This is a genomic window from Levilactobacillus yonginensis, from assembly GCF_964065165.1.
In the GTDB taxonomy this organism is placed as follows: Bacteria; Bacillota; Bacilli; order Lactobacillales; family Lactobacillaceae; genus Levilactobacillus; species Levilactobacillus yonginensis_A.
In genome coordinates, this window is record NZ_OZ061549.1 from 2,319,744 (window position 1) to 2,346,596 (window position 26,853).

At 47.5% G+C, this 26,853-nt stretch carries 30 protein-coding genes and 1 tRNA gene; 21 read left to right on the forward strand and 10 right to left on the reverse strand.

The window, feature by feature from the left end:
- Positions 1–126: 126 nt before the first annotated feature.
- Both AB3Y94_RS10735 and AB3Y94_RS10740 read left to right on the forward strand, forming a co-directional pair.
- The gene (locus AB3Y94_RS10735) at positions 127–330 is read left to right on the forward strand and encodes a cold-shock protein (protein WP_011668621.1); all 204 of its coding nucleotides are present in this window, start codon (positions 127–129) and stop codon (positions 328–330) included.
- Positions 331–497: 167 nt separating this feature from the next.
- Positions 498–737 (forward strand): cytochrome b5 domain-containing protein, encoded by a 240-nt coding sequence (locus AB3Y94_RS10740; protein ID WP_367296215.1) that lies wholly within the window; start codon positions 498–500, stop codon positions 735–737.
- Between the two features lie 108 nt (positions 738–845).
- Here the strand turns inward: AB3Y94_RS10740 and AB3Y94_RS10745 are convergent.
- A tRNA-Arg gene (locus AB3Y94_RS10745) sits at positions 846–919 on the reverse strand.
- Between the two features lie 132 nt (positions 920–1,051).
- Between AB3Y94_RS10745 and AB3Y94_RS10750 the strand changes: the two genes are divergently transcribed.
- From AB3Y94_RS10750 to AB3Y94_RS10765, 4 genes are all read left to right on the forward strand, one after another.
- Positions 1,052–1,348: a hypothetical protein gene (locus tag AB3Y94_RS10750; protein WP_367296216.1), complete on the forward strand. Its 297-nt coding sequence runs from the start codon at positions 1,052–1,054 to the stop codon at positions 1,346–1,348.
- 108 nt (positions 1,349–1,456) lie between these two features.
- Positions 1,457–1,609, forward strand: a complete 153-nt coding sequence (locus AB3Y94_RS10755) for a hypothetical protein (RefSeq protein WP_367296217.1) — start codon at positions 1,457–1,459, stop codon at positions 1,607–1,609.
- Between the two features lie 140 nt (positions 1,610–1,749).
- A complete protein-coding gene (locus AB3Y94_RS10760; protein ID WP_367296218.1) occupies positions 1,750–2,442 on the forward strand; it encodes an NAD(P)H-dependent oxidoreductase in 693 nt (230 codons plus the stop codon).
- Positions 2,435–2,617: a hypothetical protein gene (locus tag AB3Y94_RS10765; RefSeq protein ID WP_367296219.1), complete on the forward strand. Its 183-nt coding sequence runs from the start codon at positions 2,435–2,437 to the stop codon at positions 2,615–2,617. Before AB3Y94_RS10760 ends, AB3Y94_RS10765 begins: the two co-directional genes overlap by 8 nt.
- A gap of 77 nt (positions 2,618–2,694) precedes the next feature.
- Here AB3Y94_RS10765 and thiD read toward each other — a convergent pair whose 3' ends face one another.
- A complete protein-coding gene (gene thiD, locus AB3Y94_RS10770) occupies positions 2,695–3,513 on the reverse strand; it encodes a bifunctional hydroxymethylpyrimidine kinase/phosphomethylpyrimidine kinase (RefSeq protein ID WP_367296220.1) in 819 nt (272 codons plus the stop codon).
- 120 nt (positions 3,514–3,633) lie between these two features.
- Here thiD and AB3Y94_RS10775 point away from each other — a divergent pair, with 120 nt between their 5' ends.
- Positions 3,634–3,930 carry a hypothetical protein gene (locus AB3Y94_RS10775; RefSeq protein WP_367296221.1) on the forward strand — a complete coding sequence of 99 codons (297 nt, stop codon included), beginning with the start codon at positions 3,634–3,636 and terminating at the stop codon, positions 3,928–3,930.
- A gap of 32 nt (positions 3,931–3,962) precedes the next feature.
- Positions 3,963–5,198, forward strand: coding sequence for a cytosine deaminase (gene codA, locus AB3Y94_RS10780; RefSeq protein WP_367296222.1), 1,236 nt, complete (start codon positions 3,963–3,965; stop codon positions 5,196–5,198).
- 198 nt (positions 5,199–5,396) lie between these two features.
- On the opposite strand, the gene AB3Y94_RS10785 is transcribed toward codA, so the two are convergent.
- Positions 5,397–5,876, reverse strand: a complete 480-nt coding sequence (locus tag AB3Y94_RS10785) for a hypothetical protein (protein ID WP_367296223.1) — start codon at positions 5,874–5,876, stop codon at positions 5,397–5,399.
- 275 nt (positions 5,877–6,151) lie between these two features.
- Here AB3Y94_RS10785 and AB3Y94_RS10790 point away from each other — a divergent pair, with 275 nt between their 5' ends.
- The 6 genes from AB3Y94_RS10790 to pgmB all read left to right on the forward strand — a co-directional run bounded on the left by AB3Y94_RS10790 (position 6,152) and on the right by pgmB (position 12,253).
- A complete protein-coding gene (locus tag AB3Y94_RS10790; protein WP_367296224.1) occupies positions 6,152–7,012 on the forward strand; it encodes a ribonuclease H family protein in 861 nt (286 codons plus the stop codon).
- A gap of 107 nt (positions 7,013–7,119) precedes the next feature.
- Positions 7,120–7,593 carry a VOC family protein gene (locus AB3Y94_RS10795; RefSeq protein WP_367296225.1) on the forward strand — a complete coding sequence of 158 codons (474 nt, stop codon included), beginning with the start codon at positions 7,120–7,122 and terminating at the stop codon, positions 7,591–7,593.
- A 313-nt stretch (positions 7,594–7,906) separates the two neighbouring features.
- Positions 7,907–8,512 carry a sugar O-acetyltransferase gene (locus AB3Y94_RS10800; RefSeq protein ID WP_367296226.1) on the forward strand — a complete coding sequence of 202 codons (606 nt, stop codon included), beginning with the start codon at positions 7,907–7,909 and terminating at the stop codon, positions 8,510–8,512.
- Positions 8,513–8,831: 319 nt separating this feature from the next.
- Positions 8,832–10,427 (forward strand): BCCT family transporter, encoded by a 1,596-nt coding sequence (locus AB3Y94_RS10805; RefSeq protein WP_125693842.1) that lies wholly within the window; start codon positions 8,832–8,834, stop codon positions 10,425–10,427.
- Between the two features lie 434 nt (positions 10,428–10,861).
- Positions 10,862–11,320 (forward strand): universal stress protein, encoded by a 459-nt coding sequence (locus AB3Y94_RS10810; RefSeq protein ID WP_367296227.1) that lies wholly within the window; start codon positions 10,862–10,864, stop codon positions 11,318–11,320.
- Positions 11,321–11,575: 255 nt separating this feature from the next.
- Positions 11,576–12,253 (forward strand): beta-phosphoglucomutase, encoded by a 678-nt coding sequence (pgmB, locus tag AB3Y94_RS10815; RefSeq protein ID WP_367296228.1) that lies wholly within the window; start codon positions 11,576–11,578, stop codon positions 12,251–12,253.
- Here the strand turns inward: pgmB and AB3Y94_RS10820 are convergent.
- Entirely contained in the window at positions 12,207–12,599 is a 393-nt protein-coding gene (locus tag AB3Y94_RS10820) for a DUF488 domain-containing protein (protein ID WP_367296229.1), read from the reverse strand. The genes pgmB and AB3Y94_RS10820 overlap by 47 nt on opposite strands.
- Positions 12,600–12,905: 306 nt before the next feature.
- On the opposite strand from AB3Y94_RS10820, the gene AB3Y94_RS10825 reads away from it, so the two are divergent.
- Complete coding sequence (locus AB3Y94_RS10825; protein ID WP_367296230.1) at positions 12,906–13,535, forward strand: DNA-3-methyladenine glycosylase; 630 nt, start codon at positions 12,906–12,908, stop codon at positions 13,533–13,535.
- A 62-nt stretch (positions 13,536–13,597) separates the two neighbouring features.
- A complete protein-coding gene (locus AB3Y94_RS10830) occupies positions 13,598–14,452 on the forward strand; it encodes a helix-turn-helix domain-containing protein (RefSeq protein WP_367296231.1) in 855 nt (284 codons plus the stop codon).
- 70 nt (positions 14,453–14,522) lie between these two features.
- Here AB3Y94_RS10830 and AB3Y94_RS10835 read toward each other — a convergent pair whose 3' ends face one another.
- From AB3Y94_RS10835 to AB3Y94_RS10845, 3 genes are all read right to left on the reverse strand, one after another.
- On the reverse strand, positions 14,523–15,239 hold the full coding sequence (locus AB3Y94_RS10835; RefSeq protein ID WP_367296232.1) for a demethylmenaquinone methyltransferase: 717 nt from the start codon (positions 15,237–15,239) through the stop codon (positions 14,523–14,525).
- Positions 15,240–15,263: 24 nt separating this feature from the next.
- Positions 15,264–16,058 carry a type I methionyl aminopeptidase gene (gene map, locus AB3Y94_RS10840; protein WP_125693854.1) on the reverse strand — a complete coding sequence of 265 codons (795 nt, stop codon included), beginning with the start codon at positions 16,056–16,058 and terminating at the stop codon, positions 15,264–15,266.
- Positions 16,059–16,182: 124 nt separating this feature from the next.
- Entirely contained in the window at positions 16,183–16,359 is a 177-nt protein-coding gene (locus AB3Y94_RS10845; protein WP_164506427.1) for a hypothetical protein, read from the reverse strand.
- A 197-nt stretch (positions 16,360–16,556) separates the two neighbouring features.
- On the opposite strand from AB3Y94_RS10845, the gene AB3Y94_RS10850 reads away from it, so the two are divergent.
- The gene (locus tag AB3Y94_RS10850) at positions 16,557–17,966 is read left to right on the forward strand and encodes an MFS transporter (protein WP_367296233.1); all 1,410 of its coding nucleotides are present in this window, start codon (positions 16,557–16,559) and stop codon (positions 17,964–17,966) included.
- 403 nt (positions 17,967–18,369) lie between these two features.
- Positions 18,370–20,088 carry a phosphoenolpyruvate carboxykinase gene (locus AB3Y94_RS10855; protein ID WP_367296234.1) on the forward strand — a complete coding sequence of 573 codons (1,719 nt, stop codon included), beginning with the start codon at positions 18,370–18,372 and terminating at the stop codon, positions 20,086–20,088.
- A 155-nt stretch (positions 20,089–20,243) separates the two neighbouring features.
- On the opposite strand, the gene AB3Y94_RS10860 is transcribed toward AB3Y94_RS10855, so the two are convergent.
- From AB3Y94_RS10860 to AB3Y94_RS10870, 3 genes are read right to left on the reverse strand one after another with little or no spacing between them, the layout of a single operon-like run.
- Positions 20,244–21,209 carry an electron transfer flavoprotein subunit alpha/FixB family protein gene (locus tag AB3Y94_RS10860; protein WP_367296235.1) on the reverse strand — a complete coding sequence of 322 codons (966 nt, stop codon included), beginning with the start codon at positions 21,207–21,209 and terminating at the stop codon, positions 20,244–20,246.
- A gap of 13 nt (positions 21,210–21,222) precedes the next feature.
- Positions 21,223–22,011: an electron transfer flavoprotein subunit beta gene (locus AB3Y94_RS10865; RefSeq protein WP_367296236.1), complete on the reverse strand. Its 789-nt coding sequence runs from the start codon at positions 22,009–22,011 to the stop codon at positions 21,223–21,225.
- Between the two features lie 11 nt (positions 22,012–22,022).
- Complete coding sequence (locus tag AB3Y94_RS10870) at positions 22,023–23,144, reverse strand: acyl-CoA dehydrogenase family protein (protein WP_367296237.1); 1,122 nt, start codon at positions 23,142–23,144, stop codon at positions 22,023–22,025.
- A 258-nt stretch (positions 23,145–23,402) separates the two neighbouring features.
- Between AB3Y94_RS10870 and AB3Y94_RS10875 the strand changes: the two genes are divergently transcribed.
- From AB3Y94_RS10875 to AB3Y94_RS10885, 3 genes are all read left to right on the forward strand, one after another.
- Positions 23,403–24,425, forward strand: coding sequence for an aldose epimerase family protein (locus AB3Y94_RS10875; RefSeq protein ID WP_367296238.1), 1,023 nt, complete (start codon positions 23,403–23,405; stop codon positions 24,423–24,425).
- A gap of 12 nt (positions 24,426–24,437) precedes the next feature.
- Positions 24,438–26,171, forward strand: coding sequence for a phospho-sugar mutase (locus AB3Y94_RS10880; protein WP_367296239.1), 1,734 nt, complete (start codon positions 24,438–24,440; stop codon positions 26,169–26,171).
- A gap of 379 nt (positions 26,172–26,550) precedes the next feature.
- On the forward strand, positions 26,551–26,796 hold the full coding sequence (locus AB3Y94_RS10885) for a hypothetical protein (RefSeq protein WP_125682115.1): 246 nt from the start codon (positions 26,551–26,553) through the stop codon (positions 26,794–26,796).
- Positions 26,797–26,853 lie beyond the last annotated feature (57 nt).

Below are 26,853 nucleotides of genomic sequence, written 5' to 3' on the forward strand. Positions count from 1 at the left end.
TCCTATTGTTAATGTATTTATGGTTCGGAAGTTTTAAAGGCTCGACGTTCTTTAAGAATGGCTCCTTTTTACCCCAGCTTTCAAATGCAAATATTATTGCGCTATGCGCATGGAGGTTTCATTCTTATGGAACAAGGTACTGTTAAATGGTTCAACGCTGATAAAGGTTACGGTTTCATCACTTTGGAAAACGGCTCAGACGTTTTCGTTCACTTCTCTGCTATCAACAGTGAAGGCTTCAAGACGCTTGAAGAAGGCCAACACGTATCCCTTGATGTAGAACAAGGCGACCGTGGCCCACAAGCTGCTAACGTTTCGGTTGTTGACTAATTTATTTTAGCCTAATCGAGTTTAGAAAAACCACCAACTGTGTGTTGGTGGTTTTTTTGTGTCCAATTAGCAGCTAACAGCTCACTTATCAAGTGACAGGTAAAATACTTGTCTTCTTCTTTGAAAACGGTTACGATTAATTCATCTAATAAAGGGAGTTGTGCTGGATGAGCGAAAAAGTTTTTAATGCTGAAGAGTTAGCTAAATATAATGGTCAAAACGGCCAACCAGCTTACGTTGCTATTGATCAGACAGTTTACGATGTGTCGGACAAAGCGGCCTGGGCTGGTGGTAAGCACCACGGCAATTTGGCGGGTCAAGAATTGACCCAGATAATTGATGGCCAATCACCTCATGGTCGGCGAGTTCTGAAAGATTTGCCAGTTGTTGGGACCTACCAAGCGTAGGAGAGGGTGCGACAAGCAGAGTTGACTGCCCTTTGTCACACGTTTCGACGATATATGTTCGGAACAAAAAAAGGTCTGAGACTTTTGTCTCAAACCTTTTTTAAATGATGTCGCAAGAGAGATTCGAACCCTCGACCTACGGTTTAGAAGACCGTTGCTCTATCCAGCTGAGCTATTGCGACCTAATGGGTGGTTAGCCAACAACCTCTAATTATAGAGAAGGCGAGAGAGCCTGTCAATTGTGGATGTTAGGTACGATTGACAAGAGTATGTTTTTACGAGTAGAGTGAACTTAAATGGACGGAGGTGCTCTTGTGGCAGTTGTTCACGTGATTGCGGAAATTGTGGTGCTTTTTGCGGCCATCAGTTTGATCTATTACTTTTTTCAAATTACGCAGGCACATGGGAGTCGTCGGCAGAACTTGATTTATCTGGGAATTTCGCTGGCCGTCTTATTGGTAGCGTACCCCTTATCTAATTTAGTCGCGCAAAAACAAGTTGATCCAACCGATCAGGTTTCAAAGCATGTGCGGAAAATACGGGACAAGGAGCGGCCTGCATCATCAGATCGAAAGCCTGCGGATAGCTCCGCCAAGTCTGAAAGTAAGTAAACCACTAAAATTATCAAGAAATTCTAATAATTGCGTTCAAACCCTTGCAATCTTTCTGTAACATTACGATAATATAAATGTAACCTAAAGTTGACGGGGGGAATTGCTATGCATGCTGTAGTTATTATTTTGTTGATTATTGTGTTTGCCGGTGTGGGTCAGTTGTACTTAAACAACCGAGAAGCTTTCCGTAAGAAGAGCAAGCATCTGGCGACCCGCGAAGGTAAATTTCACGATAATTCAAATCGTCGATTAAGTTAATGAATCATAGCTCAGTTAAGGACTGGGCTTTTTATTTTGGATTCTTTTGGCGTGAAAGTTAGCAAGCATTTACAGCTACTGACCGAAAAAGTTGTGATAAAGTTGGCATAAATAAAACCCACGTTAGGAGTTGAGCGTCGTTGAACACGTTAGTATTGGTTTCTCATCCACAGATTGCGGACTCTGGGACGCAGGAATTTTTAAAGGCCAGTTTGCCCACGGGAAAGATTGCGTGGGAACACATTGAAAGCCAGATGGTTTTAGACACCGCGTATGAGCAAGCCCAGCTGCGGCAAGCAGACCGCATAGTCCTTCAGTTTCCTCTGTATTGGTACGCAGCACCGGCTGGATTAAAGCAATGGGAGGATACCGTTTTGACGCGGTCCTTTGTCTATGGTGATCACCGGTACCCCTTAGCCGGCAAAGAACTCGGGGTGGTCGTGACCACTGGCATGCCCGCCGAAGCATTTCAACGGGGGGGAGCGGAAGGCTTAACACTGGATGCTGCACTCGCTCCGTTGGCGGCAGTGGCACAACGAGCGAAGATGACTTGGTTGCCAACGTTTGCTATCCATCAGTTTAGTTATTTGGATGAGCCGGCTAAATTACGCTTGGTCATTGCCTATCAACGGTATTTAACCCAGCGACAACCGGATAGTTTGAAGAATCGGCAGGCGTGGTTCAGTGACCATTTGGCCGCGATGATTGCTCAGTTGGATGAGCAAGACCAACCAACTGGTCGCTTGATTGAAGAGACATTTAGCCAAAAGCAAGCAGACCTGGAGACTCTTCAGGATACCTTGGCAATGATAAAGGAGCAGGAAGATGACTGAGGAAGATACGGAGTGGTTGCATCAGGCCATTCAAAAGTTAGCTAGTCGTCAGGCTAAGTTTACGGACAGAGCGTTCTGGCTGGCGTTGGATGAAGTTGTCAAGGAACAAGATCAGCGCCATGACCAATTAGGTGGCGAAGTGGATGGTCGGACCTGGAGTCCCGACCGTTGGTAATCTGACAGCATTAAAAAAGTCGCGGCACCGGGCCACGACTGATTGTTTTTTCGAGCGTCATTTGGTTTTGATTGACCTTAGCTTAATTGACGGTCTAGAGCGGCCCAGTGGTTAATTGGACCAAATTTGTGACCAACTTCGATTGGTTCCCCGATGGCAGCATTCACGAACCGTTTGGCAATTTGAATGGCTTTCTTCATGGGGGTTCCTTTGGCCAGTTCGGCGGTAATGCAGGCTGAGAGGGTGTCTCCCGTCCCGTTCACCCGGTCGGTCTCGTGGTAAGGTTCACTGAGCCAGAAACCCTCACCGGACTCGAGGAGCACGTAATCGCGAACCTCTTGTTGATTAGTGTCGGTATGACTCCCCTTAGTGATGATATTTTTGGCGCCCATCGCTTGCATTTTCTTGGTGGCAAGTACCATGTCATCATCTGTCTTGATTGACATTTCGGCGATCTTTTCGGCTTCATAGAAGTTGGGCGTCAGTACTGCGGCGAGTGGGAGTAGCTTCGTTCGCAGAGTGTTAAAGGCACTTTCTTCTAATAACTGGTTGCCATGCTTGGTCATAATGACTGGGTCAACAACCAGTGGCCCAAAGTCAGCTTTTTGGTAATTTTTAACGACGGTTTCAATCAGTGCTGAGTCAGCCAGCATTCCGGTCTTAGATGCCCGAATCTGGTAATCGTCAGCGAGGTCGGCAAATTCTTGATCGATAAAATCCGTTGGCATTGGGACACTGGCGTGAATCCCATAGGAGTTACCGGCAACACAGGCAGTCATTACGGAAGCGCCGTAAATACCGCGGGCAAAAAACGTATGTAAGTCAGCTTGCATACCAGCGCTGCCGTCACTATCAGAGCCAGCAATGGTTAAGGCTTGTGGGTAAGAATTAGTCATGAGTCTCGAAACCTCCAAATGAAAGATATAAAACAAGTTCAGCATAGCATAACCATCTGTGGAAGCGCCACCACTTGGGCGCAAATTTATTTATTTATATTGGGGTAAGGGGGAGTCAGCATGACCACGAATATCAAGTATTTAGGTATTTGGCTGGGATTTGGTACGTTGGCGAGTTGGGTGGCATTGTCGGGAGCGTTCAATAGTCTTTACCAACTATTTCACAACGAACCGGTGACTTTGACGCTCGGACTGGGGTTAACTGTGATAAGCTTAATAGGAATCGTCCACTTCGCTAGACGGAGCCCTTGGTGGTGTTTAGTGCCGGCAACCTGCTTGGCTATCATAGTCACGGTGGGGATCGTGGCAGACAGCACCGTCCTCTTACTCGGACTGACGATTCCCGGTTTCTATTGAAAAAATCGTGTACAGGAGGTAGGTTAACGCACATGTTAATTCAACAAGGACTCATTGAGAACGCAACACAACCACAAGATATTCGGATTGAGGATGGTAAATTTGCAGCTATTGCTGATCATTTGACACCTCAAAATGGTGAACAGGTAATTGATGCAACGGGAAAGCTAATTTTGCCACCATTCGTCGACCCACACGTTCACTTGGATAGCACCATGACCGCTGGGGATCCTGAATGGAACCAGTCTGGGACTTTATTTGATGGAATTCGTATTTGGTCCGAACGGAAGAAAACACTGAGCATTGAAGACGTCAAGACCCGTGCACGACAAGCGCTGGAACGTCAAGCAGCCAATGGTATTCAGTTTGTGCGTTCTCACGTTGACGTAACAGATCCTAGTTTAACGGCTCTGAAAGCACTGATTGAAGTGCGTGATGAGGTTAAAGACTTTATCGAACTTCAATTGGTAGCCTTCCCACAAGAAGGAATTTTATCGTTCCCTCATGGTAAGGAATTGATGGAACAGGCGGCAAAGCTGGGAGTAGACGTCATCGGGGCCATCCCTCACTTTGAATTCACACGAGAATACAGTGTTGAGTCACTGCACTTTGCCGTTGACCTCGCTCAGAAGTACGGCAAATTGGTCGATGCGCACTGTGATGAAATTGACGATCCCGCCTCTCGTGGCCTAGAAACGTTGGCCACGTTAGCATTGGAGACCGGTTTAGGCGACCAAGTAACAGCCAGTCACACAACGGCAATGGGGTCTTACAACAACGCCTACGCTTATAAATTGATGCGGTTACTGCAGATGTCTCACATCAACATGATTTCTAACCCACTGATTAATACCCACTTAGGTGGCCGGTTCGACACATATCCTAAGCGTCGGGGGTTAACGCGGGTCAAAGAATTAAATGAAGCAGGCGTTAACGTGGCCTTTGGTGAAGATGATATTAAAGATCCGTGGTATCCAATGGGAGATGGCAATATGTTGGACTCCCTTCACATGGGGATTCACGTGACCCAAATGATGGGGTACGATGACATTATGAATTCCTATCAATTTGTGACGACACACGGTGCCAAAGCGATGCACGTCACCGACCACTATGGTCTGGCCGCTGGCAAACCAGCTAACCTGATTATTATGAATAACGATAACTTTTACAACGCATTGAACCAACGCTCCGAAGTGCTTTACTCGATTCACCATGGTAAGGTGGTTGTGAAGACCGATCCTAAGCGGGTGCATTTGGACCTGTAATTCTGCACACAGAACGTCGGGGGTAAAACCCTTCGCATTTACCAAATTGAAATTTAAAAATTAGTTTAATAGCTGACCTATTTTACATCAGTAAAATGGGCCAGTTTTTAGTTTGATTCACTAATTTAGATGAATAAAATAAAAACGTCGCCATTACAACCAGTTGGCTGGTTGCAGTGACGACGTTATTGTTTGCATTTATTTTTTGGCCTTGGAGCGTTTGGCCTTTTGGACAGTGGTGACGCTGATTGGCTTTTCAGCTGGCACAGCTTTCTTCTTTTCATGGTGTTGTGTGCGTAATTGTTCTTTCAAAGTTTCAATTTCCACGACGTGTTCTGTCTTCCATTCCTTGTACGATTTCGAGGAATCCGTGTCGTTAGGCTTGAGTCCAGTGTTTAGCCAGAAACAAGCTTCGGAAAGACTAGGGAAGTTGTGAATCCATAACGTTTGACCGTTATCGGAATCAAAGGCCACGTAGGAGCGGAAATGCTTTTTTAGAAAAGTATGCCGGCGAATCTTAAACGCTTCACGTTTACGGGTTAGTCGGTAGTCAGGTAAAATGTATTGACCGGAGATAGCTAGCTGCGGAAAACGTTCATCACGTTGTTCGCGCTGGTCCTTTAACATTTCACGGGCTTGGTCAACGGTAATAATGGACGCACGGATCGGATTCTTCATGAAAAACCCCCTCTTAGATTTGGAAAATTAAGTGACGCTGTGGTGCTCCGGTCAATACTCACACATACTAGGTTAGCATAATCTAAAAGTTATGAAAACAATTTACACTTTAAATTTAGGCAATTTAAAAGAATCACTAGAAAAGACCGTTAAAAAGTTTATCTAGGTGTTACAAAGATGGTAACGGCTACACAAAAGTGGTAATTGCCGATTTCACTGATAGGCCGGTAAAGTGTGGTAAACTAGCTAAGATTAGTTTGAAAGCGGGGATTTAATTGGCACAAAAGTACTACGCAGTCAGAAAGGGCCGGCAGCCTGGGATTTACCGGACCTGGCCAGAAACACAGGCGCAAGTCAGTGGCTTTTCTGGTGCGCAATATAAAAGTTTTGCCTCGGAAGCTGAGGCTAAGGCCTTCATGCAAGGAACGGCTGGCAGTGCAAAGCCAGCGCCAACTAAAGGACGGCGGCAACCAGCCGCCCGGTCCCAACAAGACCAGTCTAGCAGCCAACGTCCAGTGGCGATTACGGTGTACACGGATGGCGGGTCCCGTAATACGGGAAATGTTGCCGGTGGGCACGTCAGAACGGCTGATAAAGCTGCTTGGGCTTACCGGATTGAAATGCCAAATCGCGTGGTTACCGGATCAGGCGGTGAATTTGGTGCTACAAATAACCGGATGGAAATCATGGCTTTTCTGAACGCCCTCAAGCGGTTAGAGTCCCTGGGTGAGACTGCCACGGGTATTCGGTTCGTCCTGGATTCCCAGTATGTATTGAATGCGGTGACCAAGGGCTGGCTAGCTGGCTGGAAACGTCGTGGTTGGAAACGGGCTGCCGGACCGTTAGTTAACGTGGAATTGTGGCAAGCGGTCGACCGCTTGTTACCACAATTTACAGCTCTGTCGTTTGCCTGGACAAAGGGGCATGCAACGAATCAAGGAAATGTTTTCGTTGATCATTTGTTGAATCAAACAATGGATCAAATGGTTACTGGCCAGCCGATACCAAAGACTTCAGCAGATGCGCCAGTTGAGAAATCTAAAATAACTAAGCCTGACGCAAGGCATCAGAGTCGCGAACAGTCGGTCGCCGATATTGCGAAAAATTTACAAAACCTACCGTTTAATGACGATTAAGGCTATAATAGTTTCATAAATCTTATGCGGGTCATCTATTTGGGGGAATCGTTCGAGGTAGATGATAAATTGAACACTGAACAAAAACTGTAGCGAATGGGGTACCGATGATGCAAGTTAAAATGATTCCATATTTGGAATTTGAAAATGCGAAAGAGGCAATCACGTATTACCAAGATGTCTTTGACGCCAAAAATGCCTACCGAGTCAGTCCAACACCAGAAGAAGCCGAACGTTTAGGCTTAGAACCCACGGTCGACTTGGAGGGAATCACCATGCGCGGTGGCTTTCAAGTCATGGGGCTAGATATTCAGTGTGCCGACGCTTTAATGGGACAACCGACGTCGTCCACCCAGATTTCACTCATGATTGCTGTGGATGAGGATGATGGTGCGAGTGTTAAGGCACTGGCTGCGCTTTATCAACAGTTGGTGAAATCTGATGTAAAAGTTATCAGTCCGTTTACGGCGCAACGGGCCGGCGGTAAGATGGGGCAAGTGGTCGATGCGTACGGTATTACTTGGATCTTACGGGAGCAAGCCATGACGTTCACCGATGGCCCAGCAAGTGATTCAGAATAGAAATAATAGTATTCAGAGTGGCGAAGATGCGGGTCTTCACCACTTTTTATTTACTCTGCTAAAGTGTGTAAATTAGACAGCCCAGTAGTATGGCTTTCCGCCTTATCGGCCGCCAGATGTGGGCTGAAGCGTCCCCACAGCAGGCGGAATCCCTGGTCTTCGGAGTGCAATCACTCTGGACTAACTTAGGTCGCCAATACTTGATGGATGTAAACCACTTAGTTGTCAACATTTAGTTGCTCTGAAAAACTGGCGCTCGCAAGGCCTTTTTAAAAAGTGTTATGATTAAAAGCAAGAGGAGTGATTGATAAAGATGGCAACTGCACGAGAAAATATGACGGCTGGTAAGCCCTATGATCAGTTTGATAAGGAGCTGATCGACCGTCGAGTTCTGGCTCGTAAGACTCTGAGAGGCGCCAATCAAATTGATGATAACGGTGAACGGATGGCAGCATACAAACGCTTAATGCCAGACGTGGGCGAAGGCTTCTTTGTTGAGGCGGAGTTTATGTTTGATTACGGCTGGAATATTCATATCGGTGACCACTTTTATGGAAATTATGATATGACGTTTTTGGATACCTGTCCGATTACGATTGGCTCGCATTGTTACTTTGGCCCCAACATTGGTCTGTACACGCCGGTTCACCCATTGAATGCGATGGCCCGCAAGGCTGACGTTGAAATGGGGGCCCCAATTACAATTGGGGACAATGCTTGGTTGGGCGGCCGGGTCACGATTCTACCAGGTGTGACATTGGGTAATAACGTTGTGGTTGGTGCTGGCTCAGTTGTTACCAAGTCATTTGGTGATGATGTGGTGATTGCTGGTAACCCGGCGCGGGTCATCAAACAAATTGATAACGGTGTAACTGGTGATGCTGCGGCTCGCGAACAGTGGCCAGATTTACTGAAGTAGGCGTCCAGTCTTGAAATTCTAATCAAATTCTTAGATTCCAATGACTATAGGATGTGTAACCGCTTTATTTTCAGTAGAAATTTCTTATTTATCCGCAAGATTTTACTAATTAGTCCTTCTGCGTATAATAGACTTTGGATATCGCTTCAAAGAGATTTACGTAAGCAATTTGTATTTAACGTTTAAGCGCTGTGCAGGTGGCTCGTATGACGACCCTGAACTAGCGCTTTTTTCGTACAATCTCGTGAGGCAGCGTCCGCTGGAGGCTTGGCCTGCAGGAAACAAATGAGGAGGATTATTTATTTTAGCGCGTAAAAATATTGATAAGTTAGTATTCGTACCAACCATCGTTTTATTTATTCTCGCGTCATTGCTATTTATTTTAGGTGGCGGCCAGTTACAAGCCGGCCTGAGTTCAATATTGAACTGGATTGATACTCGCATGTCATGGGCCTATATGATGGTGTACGTGGTCAACTTTTTATTTTTTATGTATTTGGCATTTGGTAAGTTTGGTAAGGTTAAATTGGGTGACCCCGAAGACAAACCCCACTACAGTAATTTTCAGTGGGGGAGCATGGTCTTCGCTACGGCCATCGATGCCAGCATTTTGATGCTGTCTATCGTTGATCCCTTACGGTACCTACAACACCCAGCGTTTGGTTTGAAGCCATTCTCTAGTGATGCGTACGGTGCCGCCCACATGTTGGGGCAATTCAACTGGGGTCCCATGGCCTGGATGATGTTCGCGCCAGCCACGATTGCGATTGCTTACGTCCTGTACGTCAAGCATGGTAAGGTTCAGCGGGTTTCCGCCGCTATTACCAGTTTGCAAGGGGATAGTCGCGGTAAAGTGGTTGCGCGGCACGTCATTGACTTCTTAGTGGTCTTTGGAATTATGGGGGGCATTGGCTCTTCAGTCGGAATGGAAATTCCCATCATTTCCAAAGTCTTGAGTCGGCTTACCGGTGTGCAAGACAATTTGATGCTAAAAATTGAACTCTTTATTATTCTGTTTATTTTATTTGCTGTCACGGTGTTCCATGGTTTGAATGGTGGAATCAACCGGTTAAGTTCTGCGCATATTTGGACGGCACTGGGGTTATTAGCTATTATCTTGGTCATTGGACCAACGGTTTATATTTTAAATTCTGAAACGAACAGTTTGGGCTTGATGGCCCAAAAGTTTGTTTCCATGTCGACTAACACATTGCCCAATGGGGGTAGCAGTACCGCTCAGCAAGAAACGATTTTCTACTGGGGCTGGTGGTTGTCCTACATGCCCGTCATGGGACTGTTCATTGCCCGGATTTCTAAAGGCCGGACAATTCGTCAGGTCCTTGTGGGGATGTTGACTTATGGTGCTTTGGGTTGCATGAGTTTTTACGCCATCTTTGGCGGGTATTCTCTGTGGCTGCAACGTACCGGAGCCGTTAACTTGGTCCACATCTTGAATACCCAGGGTCAGGCTGCCGTGGTTGCCACGGTCATTGCTACTTTGCCATTTAAGATGATCATCTTGGCGCTCTACTGTATCTCTTGTTTCATCTTCTTAGCAACGACCATCTCGTCATCAGCGTTTATTGTTTCTTCGTTCACCAGCCTTCATTTGGACGATGGGGAAGAACCTAGTCGCTGGAACCGGATGATCTGGGTCGTTGTCTTCATCATCTTCTCCTTCGGGATTGTGATGGTGGGGGGCTTCAAGACTGTCCAAACGGTCTCAACGATTGCCGGATTCCCATTGATGATTGTTTGCTTGTTGTTGCTGCATTCCATTTGGCACATGTTAACGGCCAAAAATGCTGTAGCACCAGTCGTGGTTCCACAACCAGTTGTGATTCGCCGGATTACGGTGGAATTGCCACGAGCGGTTCGTGGGCCGATGATTTTATCGCCAGACCACGCTAATTAAACGAATGTAAACGAACGGGTAGCCCTGATTTTGCCGGGCTACCCATTTTGGTTATTTGGGTCAAATAAGAGTGCTAAGGTTTCACTACGGCCAGCCAACCCTGTGTGGCAGAACTTAATGATTAACTTAATCACTCATTATTGGAATCGTTGGTTTTTATCCACGGATGGCGTTTTAAGGGCGACTGGTTAGATTTCAGATAAAGTATCATGCTAACGGTTAAACCACCGATAACGTTCGATAAGACGTGTTAAGTGACAATCCTGGAGGAACTTACCACTTGTGACCTGAAAAATGATTTCGGGCCGGGCACTATAAATCTAGTGGTCAAAATTGAGTAGTCGTGCCACCTTTTTGTCAATTAGCTTGCTACTCTAGCGTGTGGAGGTATGATACAATGAAGCCGAATCATCCATTGGAGGGAAAATAACTTTATGGCAGATGAAAGTAACAATCCGCTGTTTTTCCGGCGTATTTTAATTACGATCGATGAGGACGACCGTCCATCGACCAGCCGGGCTTTTCGGTTTGCAATGACTATGGCGCGCGACTATCAAGCACATCTGGGTATTGCATCAGTCTTAGAAAACAATGATATCAGTATTTATGAGTCTTTGATGCCAGCTAAGCTGAACGAGAAACGGGATCATCTCCGGCGCATCGTTAAAGAATATGCTGACAAGGCGACGGCGTTTGGTGTTGAACAGGTTCGGCCGATTGTAGCCGAGGGTGGCGACGTTGACGACGTGATTCTGCAAAAAATTGTGCCAGACTTTCAACCAGACTTGATTGTTTGTGGAGCTGATGTGGACTTTGCAAGCCATGGTCATCCCGGTGCAATTGGTCTGCGGCTGACGAAGAAGTCTGACGTATCAGTCATCGTGATTCGTTAAGTGTCATGGTTCCGAACGCTGGTTGTGTTACCAATAAGGCGAATATTAGGTACTTTAGCAAAAAAGCACATTAGACTTTTCGATGGGAAAGTCCGATGTGCTTTTGTTAGTTGGTACGTAATTATGATAATTGGGGTCAGTAAGTTAGGCCGTTCAGTTAGTCTATTCAATCGAAATATGCCTATCAGTTATTAATCTACACATAGTTTGGTGTATAATAAGCATACTTGAGACGTTGTCAAAGGGGGAGTTCTGATGCAGAGACCAGCAATTCAGGGATTCTTGTTTGATCTACACGGGGTAATTGCTGATTCATGGCAGTACCACTTAGCTTCATGGCGAAAAATTGCCCAAGAACTTAAGGTACCGTGGACGCCACAGCTGGCTGAGACGTTACCAGGTATGAGTCGGCGTGCTTCGTTAGCAGCTATTTTAAGCTCTGACGGGCAAACGTCTAAGTTGACGGAACAACAATTTCAGGCCATTGCCACCCATGAAAATGAGTTGTATCAACGGATGATTGCCAAGATGACACCAGCTAATCGGTTGCCAGGCGTAACCAACTTTTTAAAGGAGTTGGTGGCGGCAGGATATCCAATGGCTTTGGCCTCGGCATCAACTAACGCACCAGCTGAAATTGTCCGGTTGGGATTGACAGGGTTCTTTCCGAAGATTGTTGCGGCCGATCAACTTCAACGCAGCAAACCCGCCCCCGACGTGTATTTGGCTGCGGCAAAGCTGGTGGGATTTCCCCCAGAAAATTGCGTGGCATTTGAAGACACGGTCACCGGGATACAAGCGGCTAAGGCTGCTGGGTGTTCCACGATTGGTATTAATCAGCAAGCTTTACCGGGCGCGGATGCTATGCTGGCCGATACGACGGCACTTAGTCTTGCAACCGTGCTGCGGGCACTTGGCCAGCCAATTGTGTGAGCACGAAGTCTTTCAAAATGATGGCTTGGTTGTGTTCCTCATCCTTGGCACCGTATAAAAAGATGACGTCCTGGGTGGCTAACTGATCAGCAACCAACTTTAGGAAGTCGGCTAGGGCGTCGTTAGCGGCGAGCTCAGCGAGGTACTTTTGCTTGAACTCTGGGAATTTAGCGGGTTCATGGTTGAACCACTTACGCAGTTCGGTCGTGGGGCCCATTTCTTTTTCCCAGGAAGCTAGTTGGGCGTTGACCTTTGAAATACCGCGGGGCCAGAGTCTGTCGACCAATACGCGGTAGCCGTCTAAGTCGGCGGGTTTTGTATAGATACGTTCGCATTTAATTGCCATTTTCATACCATCTCCATGACTCCTAGTTTACCATCTCTGTTCTGAGAATTAAATCTTACCAGGTGACGAATATTGCTGCCTGCGACTCATATGAGGAGTATCACTCAGAATTAGCTGGGGGGCGGAATATTGAGCAGCAATGAGGCGTAGAGGCTGGGTAATTTTTGTGAAGCTGGGCAGGGTAGATCTTAGTTCGCAGCTTGCTCTGCTCGCATTTGAATCAAGGAAAGTATTTGGCCAACTTTTTGTGGGCGCCCCCACAGCGGTCAAAGTTATAAATAAAAATTAAAGGAAGCGGATAAGACCATGACAAATGAGTTAGCTGAGTTTTATGCAGGTCGCTCTACACCAGAGATTACGCAAGACCTACTGGGGCATGAGTTGATCTACGACACACCGGCTGGCAGAATGAGTGGGTGGGTCGTTGAGGCGGAAGCCTATTTGGGTGAACAGGATACTGCTGCGCACGCCTTTAATGGCCGTCATACGGCCGCTAACGCCGCTTTGTATGATGCACCAGGAACTATCTATATTTACATTTTGCGCGGGTACTACATGTTAGACATTGCCACCCAAACGGTGGGAACACCACAAGGAATTCTGATTCGAGGAATTGAACCCCATGAAGGGTTAGATCTTATGCAGCAACACCGTGACAAACCAGTTCCAGATATTAGCAATGGGCCTGGCAAGCTGACAGCGGCTATCGGGTTACAATCCAAGGACCTGAACAGAACGCTACTTGGCACACATAATTTAACAATTACAGCAGAAAAGACGCGTCAACCAAAGGAAGTCGCGGCCACATCACGGGTTGGGGTCAGTGCAGGTAGCTGGCAGGACCGACCACTACGGTTTACAGTTGCAGGTAACCCCTACGTTTCCGGCAGTCGTAAACGTGATTGGGACCGGGACAATCACGGTTGGCAGAACTAAGCGTTGCTGGGGGGACTTTTGGTATAATAGCCCCAGAACGTTTTAAGGGATGGCATAAGTTTATGAATATTGATATTTTTATTGAAACACGGAAGCGACTGCATTTGTCGCAAGACCAGTTGGCTAATGGTATTTGTACACAAGCAACTCTCAGTAAATTTGAACGTAACGGCAAGGTTCCTTCTTTGAAAATTCTGTTGCAACTGTGCGATCGTCTAGAATTAACGTTAAATGATCTTTTTCCGTTGAACCATGATGAGGACTCCGTTCGTTCACAGGCATTGGAACAGGCTGAATTCCAGCTGTTGATTGGTGAATATAAGGAAGCCGCGGCTAGCCTGAAAAAATTAGGCAATCCAGAGACTGGCACGTTAACCTTTCAAATGCGGTTTTACTTCATTCGGGGGTATATCACGGCGCTGACTGGTGGCCCAATTGCCGACTCACTCTACGACTTTTCACAAATTTTAAACCGGTTTGATGAAGGCCATCATTCTATGTATTCCATGCTGGCCTACACTGGGATGGGAATTGCTTATAGTAATGAGGATGACGACGAACGGGCTGGTTTTTACTTCAATAAGGTTGCCGGTGAAATTCGAAACTTAAGTTTTAAGAATCGGCACAGCATTTGGCGCGCCTTAAACATTATTTTTTATACTGGTCAATTTTATGGTCGTAACGGCGAGTTGAAAAATAGTAACGACCTGTTGACTTACGGGGTTGAGGTCTGTGCGCGTTTCCACGTGACCTACTACTTGGCACGTATCCTGTATCAACGCGCCTTGAATCAGCAACGATTGCAAGGAGATCCCCACCAAATCAAGCAGGATCTTCAAGATGCTTCGGCGTTTGCCCGCTTGAACAGCAATACGAAGTTATTACAGATGATTGAAGAATTCCCGTTCAATGATTAAGAACGATGTTTTTAGACAGTAAAAGAGGTACCGAGACAGTTGTCCCGATACCTCTTTGTTTATCTTAGATTTAGTAAGGCTTACGGCCAAAGTGTACCGCGGCTGCCCCTAAGTTGAATTGCTGATAATGAACCTGACGGAGGCCAGCATCTCGAAACATCGTGGCCAACTCAGTCACACTCACGAATTGGTGAGTCGATTGTTGCAGGTAATTGTAAGCTTGGTAGTGATGTACCAGTTTGCCCATCAAGGGAACGATGTGACCGAAGTAAGCTTGCCAACCCGTGTGAATTACTGAGTTGGTTGGCTGAGAAGTCTCCAGACAAACGACTTGTCCGCCGGGTTTAACCACCCGCGCCATTTCGCGCAGGACTTGGTTTGCATCTGGGACATTACGCAGGCCGAAACCAATCGTTACCAGGTTAAAACTGTTATCTGGGTAGGGGAGGTGCATGGCATCTCCCTGACGCAACGTGATGCGGTCGGTCAGACCAGCCGCTTTAACCTTAGAACGCGCTTCACGTAACATGGTGCCACTAAAGTCGAGGCCAACTACGCGTCCCGCCGGACCAACAACATTCGCTAGCGCCAACGTCCAGTCACCAGTGCCACAGCAGAGGTCGAGGGCAAAGTCACCCGGATGAATGGTCGTTGCGTCCATTACGTGTTGCCGCCAAAGCCGGTGGGTCCCCAGACTGATTAGGTTGTTCATCTGATCATACTGAGGTGCGATACTGTCAAAGGTGGCTTGCACTTGGTCTTCAGGTGTTTGATTGGTCAGGGACATGTAAATGACCTCCTTTAGTCTGAATTACAGCAGGTATTTAGCGTCAGTGTCAGGATCTTGTGACGTCAAGATCTTAGGACCATCGTCAGTGATTACCAGCGTGTGCTCGTACTGAGCAGACAGTGAACCATCAGCCGTCGCGTAGTATTCCCAAGACTTGTCAGGCACTTCTTTAGAGATGATTTCCCAAGTTCCCAAGTTGATCATGGGTTCGATGGTAATCGTCATACCAGCGCGTAAACGTAACCCGCGACCGGCTTCACCGTAGTTAGGGACGTTTGGTTGTTCGTGCATGGTTGGTTGAATCCCATGGCCGATCAATTCACGGACATCGCCCATGTGTTCTTGGCCTTCCGTGTAAGCCTGAATGGCGTGACCAATGTCACCGATACGGTTGCCGACAACGGCTTGGTCAATCCCTAGGTAGAGGGCCTTCTTGGTGACATCCATCAAGTGTTGGGCTTCATCGCTGATTTTACCAACGGCGTAGGTCCAGCAGGAGTCACTTTCAAACCCGTCCAAGTTGACGGTCATGTCAACGGCAACAATGTCACCTTCCTTGAGCAAGAGTTCCTTGCGGGGAATGGCGTGGGCCACTTCGTCGTTAACGCTGACACAGGTAGCGTACTTGTAGCCTTCAAACCCTTTCTCTGAAGGGGTGGCACCATGTTCAGCGATGTATTTGTTAGCAAAACGTTCGATTTCCCAGGTAGAGATACCTGGCTTAATGATGTCCCGTAAGCCCTTGTGGACACCAGCTAAAACGGCACCGGATTCGGCCATTTTCTTAATTTCACGATCAGATTTAATGGTTATCAACGTGTTACCTCCTAAAAAATATGTTCACTTCTAATGTACACCTAATCAGTCATTTAGGCGACTCAGTTGAATAAGTTCTATACGGCAGGAACGACCGAACGAGGAAGTCTCGTTCGGTCGTTGATTAGTCTGCTTTGAGCTGATTGATTTTGCCGTCGTTGACCTGAGTCAAGATACGTTTGGCCTCGGTGATCCGTGCATCGCATAAGAAGTGCATGGAATTATCCTTTTCATCTTCAGCGCGTTTCATTTGTTCCGTGAGAAAATCGATTTCATCTTTTAAATAAGTCACTAAGTCCATAGTCCGCCCTCAATTCTTTGCGTAGTCCGCAATAACTGGTCATAAATACCCAGTCACATAATAATTTCATTGTACCAAAGTTTGCGCCATAAGTAACTTGATTGAACAGGGTCCAATTGGTTTACAGTCCCCGTCAAAAGGACTACGATAGAAGTCAGTTGATAATGTTTCTAAAGTAGCATGAGGGAGTGAGGGTTTTGGATTCAGAGGCAATTGATTTACAGGGACGGCCATATAGTCATCTGGCCTTTATTTGGACACTGTTGGCGGGGACTTTTACTATGTCGATTAGCCAGTCATCGCTGTCGACAGCGTACCCAACGCTGATGCGGTACTTCAACGTGCCAGCGTCAACGGTCCAGTGGCTGACGACGGGGTTCATGTTGGTGATGGTCGTGATGATGCCAGTTAGTCCGTGGCTGTTGAATAATATTCGGTTTCCAGTGCTCTTTGTGACCGTGCTGGCGTTATTTGACGTTGGGACGTTTATTATTTACTTAGCCACCAGCTTTCCGTTGATGATGCTGGGAAGAGTCATGGAAGCTATGGCGGTCGGCATTATGTTTCCGTCCTACCAGACGGTGATGCTCCGAATTACCCCAGAAGCCCAGCGGGGGAGTGTCATGGGGTTTGCTGGCTTGGTCATGGGTTCGGCGTTGGCAGTTGGCCCAATTATTTCCGGCATTGTTTTGAAATATACCAGTTGGCAGGGACTCTTCGTTGTCTTCATGCTAATCATCACGATTGTTTTTTTGATTGCCATCAAAACCATCAAAGATGTCATGCCGCAGCATAAGGCTCACCTGGATTACTGGTCCGTTATCAGTAGCGTGGGCTTCATTGGGATTCTGTACGTCGTCAACCAAATTGGTAAGGCAACAGTCAACTGGGGTGTTATGAGTGGCTTGCTGGTAGTCAGTCTTCTAGCGGTAGCCTACTTTGTCTTTCGCCAATTTCACGTGGCCACACCCTTACTGGATCTGCGCGTGCTGAAGACAGCTAATTTTGATTTGGCCGTCTTACTGACGGGAACTTCCTATATTGCTTTAATCGTGGTCACGATTGTCTTTCCGCTATACTATCAAGAGGTACTGGGAATTTCGCCATTTGCTTCGGGGATGGCCTTAGTTCCCGGGGCCGTGGTCCTAAGCCTGTTGAACCCGTTGACGGGGAAACTAGCCGACCATATTGGGTTTAAAGCCACCATGTTGACCGGGATGTCGATGATTGTCCTGGGCTGGCTATGGTTGGCCGTAGTTGGTGGCAAGCAGTCACTACTCGCCATGGTTTTAATTGCTGCCTTGATTGAAGGGGGCAATGCTTTTGTTATGATGCCAGCCGTGACTTTGGGGGCTAATTCTTTACCAGATCAGTTGATTTCTCATGGGACTGCGGTGATTACAACGGTTCGCCAAATTCTGGGATCAACCGGAGTTGCCGTAGCAACGCTGATTTTAGCCGCTGTTACGGCAGGACAGCTGAAGGTGACGTCAGCTGCTACTGCTAGCTTAGCTGGGTACCATGCGGTCTTCTGGACATTTCTAGGGATTGCGGTTGTCGGTTGGATTTTCGCTGCCATGCTTCGTGACGGTCGGAAACAGGCGTGACTTATTGCTATCTGTCGTCGCTAGTGGTTAGGTAGTTGTCGCACGTTTCGACCATTTGCGTTCGGAGTACAACCGGGGTTTGGGACTTTTGTCCCGAACTCATTTTTTATTCTTAAGTTTGTAAGCCTAAAGGTTGAAAGGTAAAATCGTCGTACTCTGGCGGCCAGAGATTTCGCCCGCTGTGGGGATGGTGGTCGATACTTGATTTGGTGAAGATTCTTGTGGCAGTTCCGGCCGGCTTTCAGTTAGTCTACGGTCATATATCAGACAGACACTCTTCAGTACACTTGTTTAGTTGAACGCTTTGACTGACTTAGGCAGCAAGGAAAATAAAATGTTGCTTCCATCGGACGAGTAAATACGCTAAAATAGCGGATAAGCTTAATCAGAAAGGGGTCTCCCTATGCCAAACACAACCATGATCGATTCGCCTTCGTTCTACGCGAACCCAGACCGCAACGTTGCCGTTTTAAACTACAATGCCCACTTTATTACGAGTGTTTTTGACCTCGTCAATAGTGAGGAGTTGATTGCGTTTGTTCGTTTATTCTTGAACCAACAGCGCGATAAGGTCCCAGTCGATGCCGACCCCGTCACGACCTTTAACCTAGCGACGCCAGAAACTTATATGGACGTAGTCAAGGCCATTTTGACGGACCAAGTGACCGCGTACCAGCCCTTCAAGACGGCCGAAATTTTGGCCAGCGTTGAGGACCTGTACACGTATTACCGAACGTACCTACGGATCTCATTGATGACGGCCCACGAGAATAACGTTGTCGCCAGTGAGTTCATGTCCATTGATCAAAATTTTAACGACTTAGTGATCCGGTTATACCGAGCCATTGAGGAAAAATTAAAGGGCCATGCGAACCACGTTTACCGTGAAGTCAACGCTGGGACTAACGGCACGTTGTTACTACGGGAAGTTGCGTGGCCATTGCCAACTGGCTACGAGGCCCTTAAGGACATCCATTTTATTAGTCGGATGATGTTACAACCACCAATGATGCTCCACACGAAGAGTAATAAGCGCAAGGGCCTCTTCACAGCGACGCAGACGAATCCCTTGGAAAACTTTAAGGGAACTGAACGTGACTGGTTGTGTTATCCAGCTAAGATTGGCGAGAGCCTGGCCTACATTTACTTCCACAGAGACTATTTGGCGTCGGGAATTGCCCTAGCTAATCTCTTTCAGATGGCAGACACTGAAGAAATCGCGGGGAAGCAGCCAGACCTTATTCTGTTGTTTGGGACACCAGGGGTGGCGAGCGATGAGTACCCGGAAAATGGTCACTATTTTTACGACCAAGCGAATGGGATTTACGTGGGGCAGATTCCTTACAACGACCAGACAACTTACTTCGGTTACATGAAGAAAATGTGTCTGACACTGCACAACCTCCACATGATTGCTGAGCAGAAGTTACCAATTCACGGCTCGATGGTTCGCATCACTTTTGCCAACGGTCAAACGAAGACGGTGGTTTTCTTTGGGGATTCCGGTGCTGGGAAGTCTGAATCCATTGAAGCTTTGCAGGCGGTGGCCGATGACCAGATTGCTAATATTGAAACGATTTTTGATGACATGGGTAGCTTCACATTAGAGGACGACCACTTGTACGCGCAGGGCACCGAAACCGGGGCCTTTGTCCGATTGGATGACTTGAGCAGCGAGGTAGCTTTCAACAACATGGACCGCGGAATCTATATGAATCCGGAACAAAAGAATGCACGAGTCATCATTCCAGCGAACACTTGGCCCCGGGTCGTGGCGCACCATGAAATCGATATGTGGGTCTACGCCAACAACTATGACGATGCAATTGGGGTTCATCGTTTTGAAGATCAGGCTACGGCCAAGGCCACCTTTGTTGCCGGCAAACGTTGTGCTTTAGGAACGACTGATGAAGTGGGGATGAGTACCACCTTCTTCGCTAATCCGTTCGGACCCGTACAGGAGCAGGCGGCGACACAACCAATTATTGATGCCGTCTTCGACCGGTTATTTGCGGATGACGTTTACGTTGGTGAGATCTTCACGCATCTGGGTAGCGACAAGTCACAGGCTAATCTCAATGCCTCCGCACATAAATTACTCCAAGAATTGCTTAAGTTGTAGAGCGATTCCGTCTTGCCGGCCGCACTGCGGTAGCCTGGAGCGTTCCCACAGCAGGGCCCACCCCTGGCCGCCGGAGCGCGAACATTGTAAGAAATTAAAAAAGGGATTACGTAAGCCAGCAACTGACACACGTAATCCCTTTTTAATTGGCAAGTTTAGTTGAATTGGGCGAGTAATGCGGTCATGAATGCTTGGGCATCTCCCACATAGCCGTAATCAGCAACATCAAAGATTGGTGCGTCGGGGTCAGAATTGACGGCGACAATCGTCTTAGAGTCCTGCATGCCGACCAGGAATTGGACGGCACCGCTGATTCCGAAGTTGATGATCAATTCAGGGTGAATAGTGTTACCACTCTGACCGATTTGATCATCATGGGTGAACCGGTCTTGATCGGTTAATGGCCGTGAGACCCCAATCCGACCACCCAGCTTTTCGGCTAACTGGGTAGCGTGGTTGACCATGGCAGCGCTGGCTGCTCCCCGACCTAGTGCAACCACCCGGCTGGCATCGCCGACCGTTGTAGCCGTGTTAACAACGGGTGTAGCAGCCGTCACTTGTAAGCGATCGACGGGGTGGAAAGTAACCGTGGTGGTCGTGACCTCAGCAGCACCGGCAGCTTCTTCAGCAACGAAGGTGTTTGGCCGCACCGTGACCATTTGTGGTCGACGTTCAGGGATGGTGATTTCGCACATGATATTATCACCGTAGGAAGGTTTTACGGCAATCAACGTTTCGCCATCGTAGCGTAGGCCCAATGCATCGGCGGTCAGTCCAGTCTGGAGCTTTGCTTGTAAGCGAGGGGCGATAGAACGGCCCGTGATGGTAGCACCAAAGAGGACACCGTTAGGCTGATAGGCTTCAACCAGTTGTTGGAGGGCATCAGCGTGTTCAGCGTCAGTAGCCGTTGGGAATCGGTCATCCCGAACGACCCGTATTTCGTCGGGACCGTAGGCTTTTAATTCGTCTTCCAAATGGTCCGTTGTCGCCTCTAACAAGATTACAACCGTTTTGAAGCTGTCACCAGCTAGGTCACGAGCTTTGGTGATTAGTTGTTGGGTGGTGGGTTCAATGTGGTCTAAGCGGCGTTCCGCAATGACCCATAATTCTGGTTTTGACATAGCAGATTCCTCCTTAGATTAATTGACGTTCTTTCAGGGCCTTGATCAGCTGACTAGCGGCTTCACTTGGGGTGCCAGCTAGCGGTGTCAGTTCACGCTTAACGGGTTCTGGGGCATAGACCTTGGTCACAACGGTTGGTGACCCTGATTGGCCCAAACGAGTATCGTCCAAGTCGAGGTCATCATGGTGCCAAACAGTCAGTGGCTTTTCAAAGCTCAATTGAATGTTGCGGGGGGTAGGGTAACGGGGGGTGTTCAACTCACTGCGGACGCTGACTACAGCTGGCAGTTGGGCCACCAGTGTTTGCTTGGTGTCTTCGAGTAGGCGTTCAGCGGTTACTTCGTTGGGACCACTCATCCGCAGGCTAGCTGCATAGGTGATTTGGGGCTGGTTGAGAAATTCAGCTACGATGGGACCTACTTGGCCGGTATCGGCATCGACTGCTTGCCGACCAAAGAGAATCAGGTCGGCGTCGCCAATTTTTTTTAAGGCTTGGGCAATGACGTAACCGGTGGCCAGGGTGTCAGCCCCAGCAAAGGCACGGTCGGATAGGAGGTAGCCAGAGTCGGCTCCCATAGCCATGCCTTCGCGCACAGATTCAGCGTAGTCATCGGGACCCATGGTTAGTAGGGCCACTTCAGCGCCGGTGGTGTCCTTTAGATTCAAGGCCAGTTCAACGGCATTCTTATCAAATGGATTCATTACACCAGCTAAGCCACGACGATCCAAGTTATGGGTCACTGGGTCGATCTTGACGTTGTTGGTTTCAGGAACTTGTTTAATGCAAACCACAATTTTCATGGGGAAACCTCCTATTTGTTAAATTCAGCTTTGGCAATGGCGGACCGCATCTTTTCAACGGTTCCTTCAGCAATTTCCATTGCCCGGGCGTCCCGAATCAGATGTTCGACGGGATATTCCCGACTGTAGCCATAACCAGCTAAGATCTGTAGGGTGTCGTCACCGGCGCTGACAGCAGCCCGTGAACCATGAGCCTTGGCCATGGCTGCTTCTTCGCTATATGGTTGGCCAGCTGCCTTTAATTGCGCGGCCTTTTGGTAGAGCAGCTTCGTTGTTTCTTTACGCATGGCAATGTCGGCAACCTTGCGATGGGTGACCTGCAGGTCAGTCAGCGGCGTATCGCCGGCTTTCCGTTCCTTAGCGTAGTCGGTTGCAATCTTTAAATCGTGTTCCATGATGCCCGTTAACACGGCACCCATCAAGATACGGGCGTCATCGTGAGCAGAATCACCAATAATACCACCGTCGCCAACCTTACCCAGCAAATGATCGTCGTCCACAATGAGATGGTCCATCACAATTTCACCGACCGGGGTGCCCTTGAGACCCAAGAAATCTTCCCGTTTACCAAAGGAAAAACCAGGCATGTCCTGATCAACCACAAATACGGAGAGTTCTTTAGGGGCCGTCTTAACCAGCACACAGTAGACTTGGGCTAGGCCACCGTTCGTAATCATGATCTTGTCACCGGTGATGACCCAGTGGTCGCCCTCACGGGTAGCGGTTGACCCAATTCCCATTGGATTGGAACCACCGCTGGCTTCAGTCATGGAAAAGGCAAAAATTCGGTCAGTGGCTGAAGGGAGTAGGGCTTTTTGCAACGCGGGCGTCCCATATTTGAGAATCTGGTCAATCGTTTTGAAGTGGCCTTCCAAGGTCACCGCCGTACTGGCGTTGCCCCGGGCAATGTGATTTAACACTTTAGCGGTGACTTCTGGTCCGAAGCCTGCACCGCCAAATTCTTGCGGTAGCATAATGCCTAAGAAACCAGTGTCCGTTAGCTTTTGAATGAAGCCGTCAGGAAAATCACCGGCCTTGTCCATAGGCATGTCCTGGGGACTGACTTCCCGTTCCGTGTAGTCGTCGACCATTTGTAACAGGAGCTTCTCTGCGGCAACAGTTGTAGATGGCATAAAAAATTCCTCCTTATTCAATCGTTATTAATTGTGTAAAGTTGAACTATTCGGAATCAGTATAACTAATAATCGATTGATAAGTCCAGTGAAAACGGTTTATTTTTACATATTTTCTAATTCTATAATTATATATCTGTAATTCCATTTATAGGTCAAAATAGTAAAACTGCTAGAAAAATTTTACTAAAATGTTGGCCTTTGGAGCCCGAGTATTATACAATGAAACCGGATTCTTTTTTTGGAGGTGTGATTCACATGGAAATTACGAAGAGCTCAGCTGGGACATTAAACCAGCAAGCAGTATCGAAGTATTTATTGACGAATCAGCAGGGTACTCGGGTAGCTGTCCTGACCTGGGGCGCTACGCTACAGGAATTTAGTGTAGTTGAAGATGGTGAGAAACATAACTTAATTATGAACCGTCCGAATCTGAAGGATTATGACCATAACTCATTTTACTTATGCCAGACACTTGGTCGGGTTGCTGGTCGAATTGCTGGTGCCCAGTTTGAACTGGACGGCAAGACGGTTCACTTGGATGCCAATGAAAAACCCAATGCCAGTCACGGGGGCCCTCACGGATTTACCTTTGTGAACTGGGATGCCACCACTAAGCAGACTGAGGATACAGCCAGCGTTGTGCTGACCCATACGGCAACTGAAGCGGAGGATAAGTATCCTGGAACCATCAAGACGACGGTAACTTTCACGTTGACTGAAGAAAACCGGTTGGATATCACATTTGACGCCGAGAGTGACGCCGCTACCTTGTTCAACCCAACGGTTCACACCTACTTTAATGTGACTGATGATCAACACAGTTTGGACGACCAATGGGTCAAGCTGAGTGGTGATAAGCGTCTGGTTTTGAACCAAGAGAAGATTCCAACTGGTGAAATGATTAAGACGGCCGGAACTGGTTATGATTTCAGTCAACCTCGGACCGTTAAGGACGGGTTGGCTCAGCTGAATCAGGATGGCCACGTTGAATACGATGACGCCTTTGTCGTTGTTCCTAGCAAGGATCAACCAATCGCTGAAATTGGTGACACCACGGGCCATCGGGAAGTGCAGGTTTACTCCGACCGTAACGCGCTGGTGGTCTTCACGGCGAACGTCACCGATGCTGACCGCATGGCCAAGCACGACTACAATGCCTTAGCCATGGAAGCACAGACGTTGCCAGATGCAATTCATCACACAGACTTCGGTGACGTGGTCCTTCCAGCTAACCAACCGGTACAACACACAATCAGTTATCAATACTTACGGAAATAGGGAGAGATTAGAATGAGTTGGCAAGAAAATTATCAGGTTTGGCAACAACAACCAACCATGATTCCTTACATTAAAAAAGAATTGACCGCCATTGCGGACGATGATGATGCCTTAAAGGCCGCTTTCACAGCACCCATGAGTTTTGGGACCGCTGGGATGCGTGGTGTGATGGGGCCTGGAATTGGCCAGATGAACGTTTACACTGTTCGGCAAGCAACTGAAGGGGTAGCCCGGTACTTAGATACGTTGGATGACGCTACGAAGCAACAGGGAGTCGCCATCAGTTTTGACTCCCGGTACCATTCCACTGAGTTTGCACACGAGGCCGCTCACGTTTTAGGGGCGCACCACATTCCTAGTTTTGTTTTCGATGACATGCGGCCAACGCCCGAACTGTCGTTTGCTGTGCGTCATCTGCATACGGCAATGGGAATCATGATTACCGCTAGCCATAACCCTAAGCAATACAACGGGTTTAAAATCTATGGGCCAGATGGTGGTCAGATGCCACCTAAGGCTTCCGACATGATTACTGATTTTGTTCGATCTGCTAAGGACGTCTTTGCCATTGAAGTGGCCGACGAACAAGAATTACGGGCCAATAAGACCTTACAGATTATTGGTGAAAACGTTGATCAACCTTACCTGAAGAACGTTGAGAGTGTGACGATCAACGCCGATCTCGTTCACAGTGTTGGGAAGACCATGAAATTGATCTACACACCATTGCATGGGACTGGGAAAGTTATCGGTGAGCGAGCATTACGTGGCGCCGGGTTTGAAAACTTTACCATGGTGCCTGAACAAGCAATTGCCGATCCCGAATTTCCAACGGTCCCATTTCCAAACCCTGAGTTTTCTCAGGCCTTTGATATGGCGATTGCCTTAGGAAAAAAGGAAGGTGCTGACCTGTTAGTCGCTACTGATCCTGACGCCGACCGGTTAGGTGCCGCTGTTCGTCAACCTAATGGGGATTACCAACTGTTGACGGGGAACCAAATTGCTTCCATTTTGTTGGCTTACATTTTGAAGGCTCGCAAAGCAGCTGGGCAATTACCTGCTGACAGTCGTGTGGTGAAGTCCATCGTTTCTACTGAGTTGGCCACCAAGATTGCGGCTGCTTATGGTGTTGAAATGAAGAACGTGCTGACCGGGTTCAAGTTTATTGCGGAGCAAATCCACCAATACGAAACCAATCACGACCACACCTTCCTATTTGGCTTTGAGGAAAGTTATGGTTACTTGATCAAACCATTCGTTCGTGACAAGGATGCCATTCAGTCAACGGTTCTGTTGGCTGAAGTGGCGGCCGACTACAAGCAACGGGGGATGACCCTGTACGATGGTATTGAGGAACTCTACGCGACTTACGGCTACTTTGCTGAAAAGACGACGTTCGAAGAATTCCCTGGTGTCGATGGTGCCGACCAGATGGCTCATTTGATGAGTGAATTCAGAGAAAACGCGCCAAAGTCCTTTGGCGATAGCAGTATTGACGAAGTGGAAGACTTCTCGACCAGTTTGAAGACGGCAGCTGATGGTACGACCAGCAAGATTGATCTGCCACAGTCTAACGTTTTAAAGTACTGGCTCAGTGATGGTACTTGGATCTGCATCCGGCCTTCTGGGACGGAACCTAAGGTCAAGTTCTACATTGGGACCAGTGACAAGACCGATGCCGCTGCCCAAGCTCGTTTGGCAACTTACGAACAGGCTTTGAAGGCGTACGTCGACTCCGTTAAATAAGATTTGCGAAAAAGGTGTGTCAGCGCGATAAATTTTTATCGTGCTGATTCACCTTTTTATTTAGTTTAGAAGCTGTCCATTTTTGAAATTAAATGGGATAGTGGCTGAAATGATTAAAGCGATACCATTTGGATGAGATCAGGCTTCATCTCGTGAAATAATTCATTTTGAACTAGCCTGCCAATAGCCATTGAATTAAAGTGAAGATTATAGAACCTATAATCCAAGCAAATTGAACTGAAAATGGGGCCCAATAGGGACTTGTAATTTCTGCAGAAACTCTTTAAAATGTTTATGTGAGTTGCTTACAAGGGCAACTAGCTTGATGAAAGTTATTTAGATTGTTAAAAAACATTCAAGGGATAAGAGGTAGAGATCAATGGCTAAGAACAGTAAGAAGTTAACGTTGGACCCCGCTAAGTTTGCTGCTGCCGTGTTAGGTGGGAACGAACAACGCTCAGATGAAGAAAACAAGGTATACATCAAACGTCAATTGACGCTTTACTTGGAATCCGAACTGTTAGCACAAGATTTCAACAACTTAGAAGAATCAGCTTTTGATATGGCCAAGTCCCAAAAGCGTGAAGAAGTCCTGTCTAAGATTATTGAACACCGTTATCACTAAGCAATGATTGCTGTTGCTTCTTCGTTAGGAAATAGCAGGTAGATAATTGTGAAAGCA

Excerpts from the sequence above, each read along its gene's own strand:
- AB3Y94_RS10785 (WP_367296223.1), bottom strand. The coding sequence starts at position 5,876 with ATGAAGAATCCGATCCGTGCGTCCATTATTACCGTTGACCAAGCCCGT.
- AB3Y94_RS10845 (WP_164506427.1), bottom strand. The coding sequence starts at position 16,359 with ATGGACTTAGTGACTTATTTAAAAGATGAAATCGATTTTCTCACGGAA.
- AB3Y94_RS10825 (WP_367296230.1), top strand. The coding sequence starts at position 12,906 with ATGACAAATGAGTTAGCTGAGTTTTATGCAGGTCGCTCTACACCAGAG.
- AB3Y94_RS10775 (WP_367296221.1), top strand. The coding sequence starts at position 3,634 with ATGACCACGAATATCAAGTATTTAGGTATTTGGCTGGGATTTGGTACG.
- AB3Y94_RS10820 (WP_367296229.1), bottom strand. The coding sequence starts at position 12,599 with ATGGCAATTAAATGCGAACGTATCTATACAAAACCCGCCGACTTAGAC.
- AB3Y94_RS10735 (WP_011668621.1), top strand. The coding sequence starts at position 127 with ATGGAACAAGGTACTGTTAAATGGTTCAACGCTGATAAAGGTTACGGT.
- AB3Y94_RS10865 (WP_367296236.1), bottom strand. The coding sequence starts at position 22,011 with ATGAAAATTGTGGTTTGCATTAAACAAGTTCCTGAAACCAACAACGTC.
- pgmB (WP_367296228.1), top strand. The coding sequence starts at position 11,576 with ATGCAGAGACCAGCAATTCAGGGATTCTTGTTTGATCTACACGGGGTA.
- AB3Y94_RS10795 (WP_367296225.1), top strand. The coding sequence starts at position 7,120 with ATGATGCAAGTTAAAATGATTCCATATTTGGAATTTGAAAATGCGAAA.
- AB3Y94_RS10800 (WP_367296226.1), top strand. The coding sequence starts at position 7,907 with ATGGCAACTGCACGAGAAAATATGACGGCTGGTAAGCCCTATGATCAG.
- codA (WP_367296222.1), top strand. The coding sequence starts at position 3,963 with ATGTTAATTCAACAAGGACTCATTGAGAACGCAACACAACCACAAGAT.
- AB3Y94_RS10810 (WP_367296227.1), top strand. The coding sequence starts at position 10,862 with ATGGCAGATGAAAGTAACAATCCGCTGTTTTTCCGGCGTATTTTAATT.
- AB3Y94_RS10755 (WP_367296217.1), top strand. The coding sequence starts at position 1,457 with ATGCATGCTGTAGTTATTATTTTGTTGATTATTGTGTTTGCCGGTGTG.
- AB3Y94_RS10765 (WP_367296219.1), top strand. The coding sequence starts at position 2,435 with ATGACTGAGGAAGATACGGAGTGGTTGCATCAGGCCATTCAAAAGTTA.
- AB3Y94_RS10830 (WP_367296231.1), top strand. The coding sequence starts at position 13,598 with ATGAATATTGATATTTTTATTGAAACACGGAAGCGACTGCATTTGTCG.
- AB3Y94_RS10870 (WP_367296237.1), bottom strand. The coding sequence starts at position 23,144 with ATGCCATCTACAACTGTTGCCGCAGAGAAGCTCCTGTTACAAATGGTC.
- AB3Y94_RS10875 (WP_367296238.1), top strand. The coding sequence starts at position 23,403 with ATGGAAATTACGAAGAGCTCAGCTGGGACATTAAACCAGCAAGCAGTA.
- AB3Y94_RS10855 (WP_367296234.1), top strand. The coding sequence starts at position 18,370 with ATGCCAAACACAACCATGATCGATTCGCCTTCGTTCTACGCGAACCCA.
- AB3Y94_RS10880 (WP_367296239.1), top strand. The coding sequence starts at position 24,438 with ATGAGTTGGCAAGAAAATTATCAGGTTTGGCAACAACAACCAACCATG.
- AB3Y94_RS10885 (WP_125682115.1), top strand. The coding sequence starts at position 26,551 with ATGGCTAAGAACAGTAAGAAGTTAACGTTGGACCCCGCTAAGTTTGCT.
- AB3Y94_RS10835 (WP_367296232.1), bottom strand. The coding sequence starts at position 15,239 with ATGTCCCTGACCAATCAAACACCTGAAGACCAAGTGCAAGCCACCTTT.
- thiD (WP_367296220.1), bottom strand. The coding sequence starts at position 3,513 with ATGACTAATTCTTACCCACAAGCCTTAACCATTGCTGGCTCTGATAGT.
- AB3Y94_RS10740 (WP_367296215.1), top strand. The coding sequence starts at position 498 with ATGAGCGAAAAAGTTTTTAATGCTGAAGAGTTAGCTAAATATAATGGT.
- AB3Y94_RS10860 (WP_367296235.1), bottom strand. The coding sequence starts at position 21,209 with ATGTCAAAACCAGAATTATGGGTCATTGCGGAACGCCGCTTAGACCAC.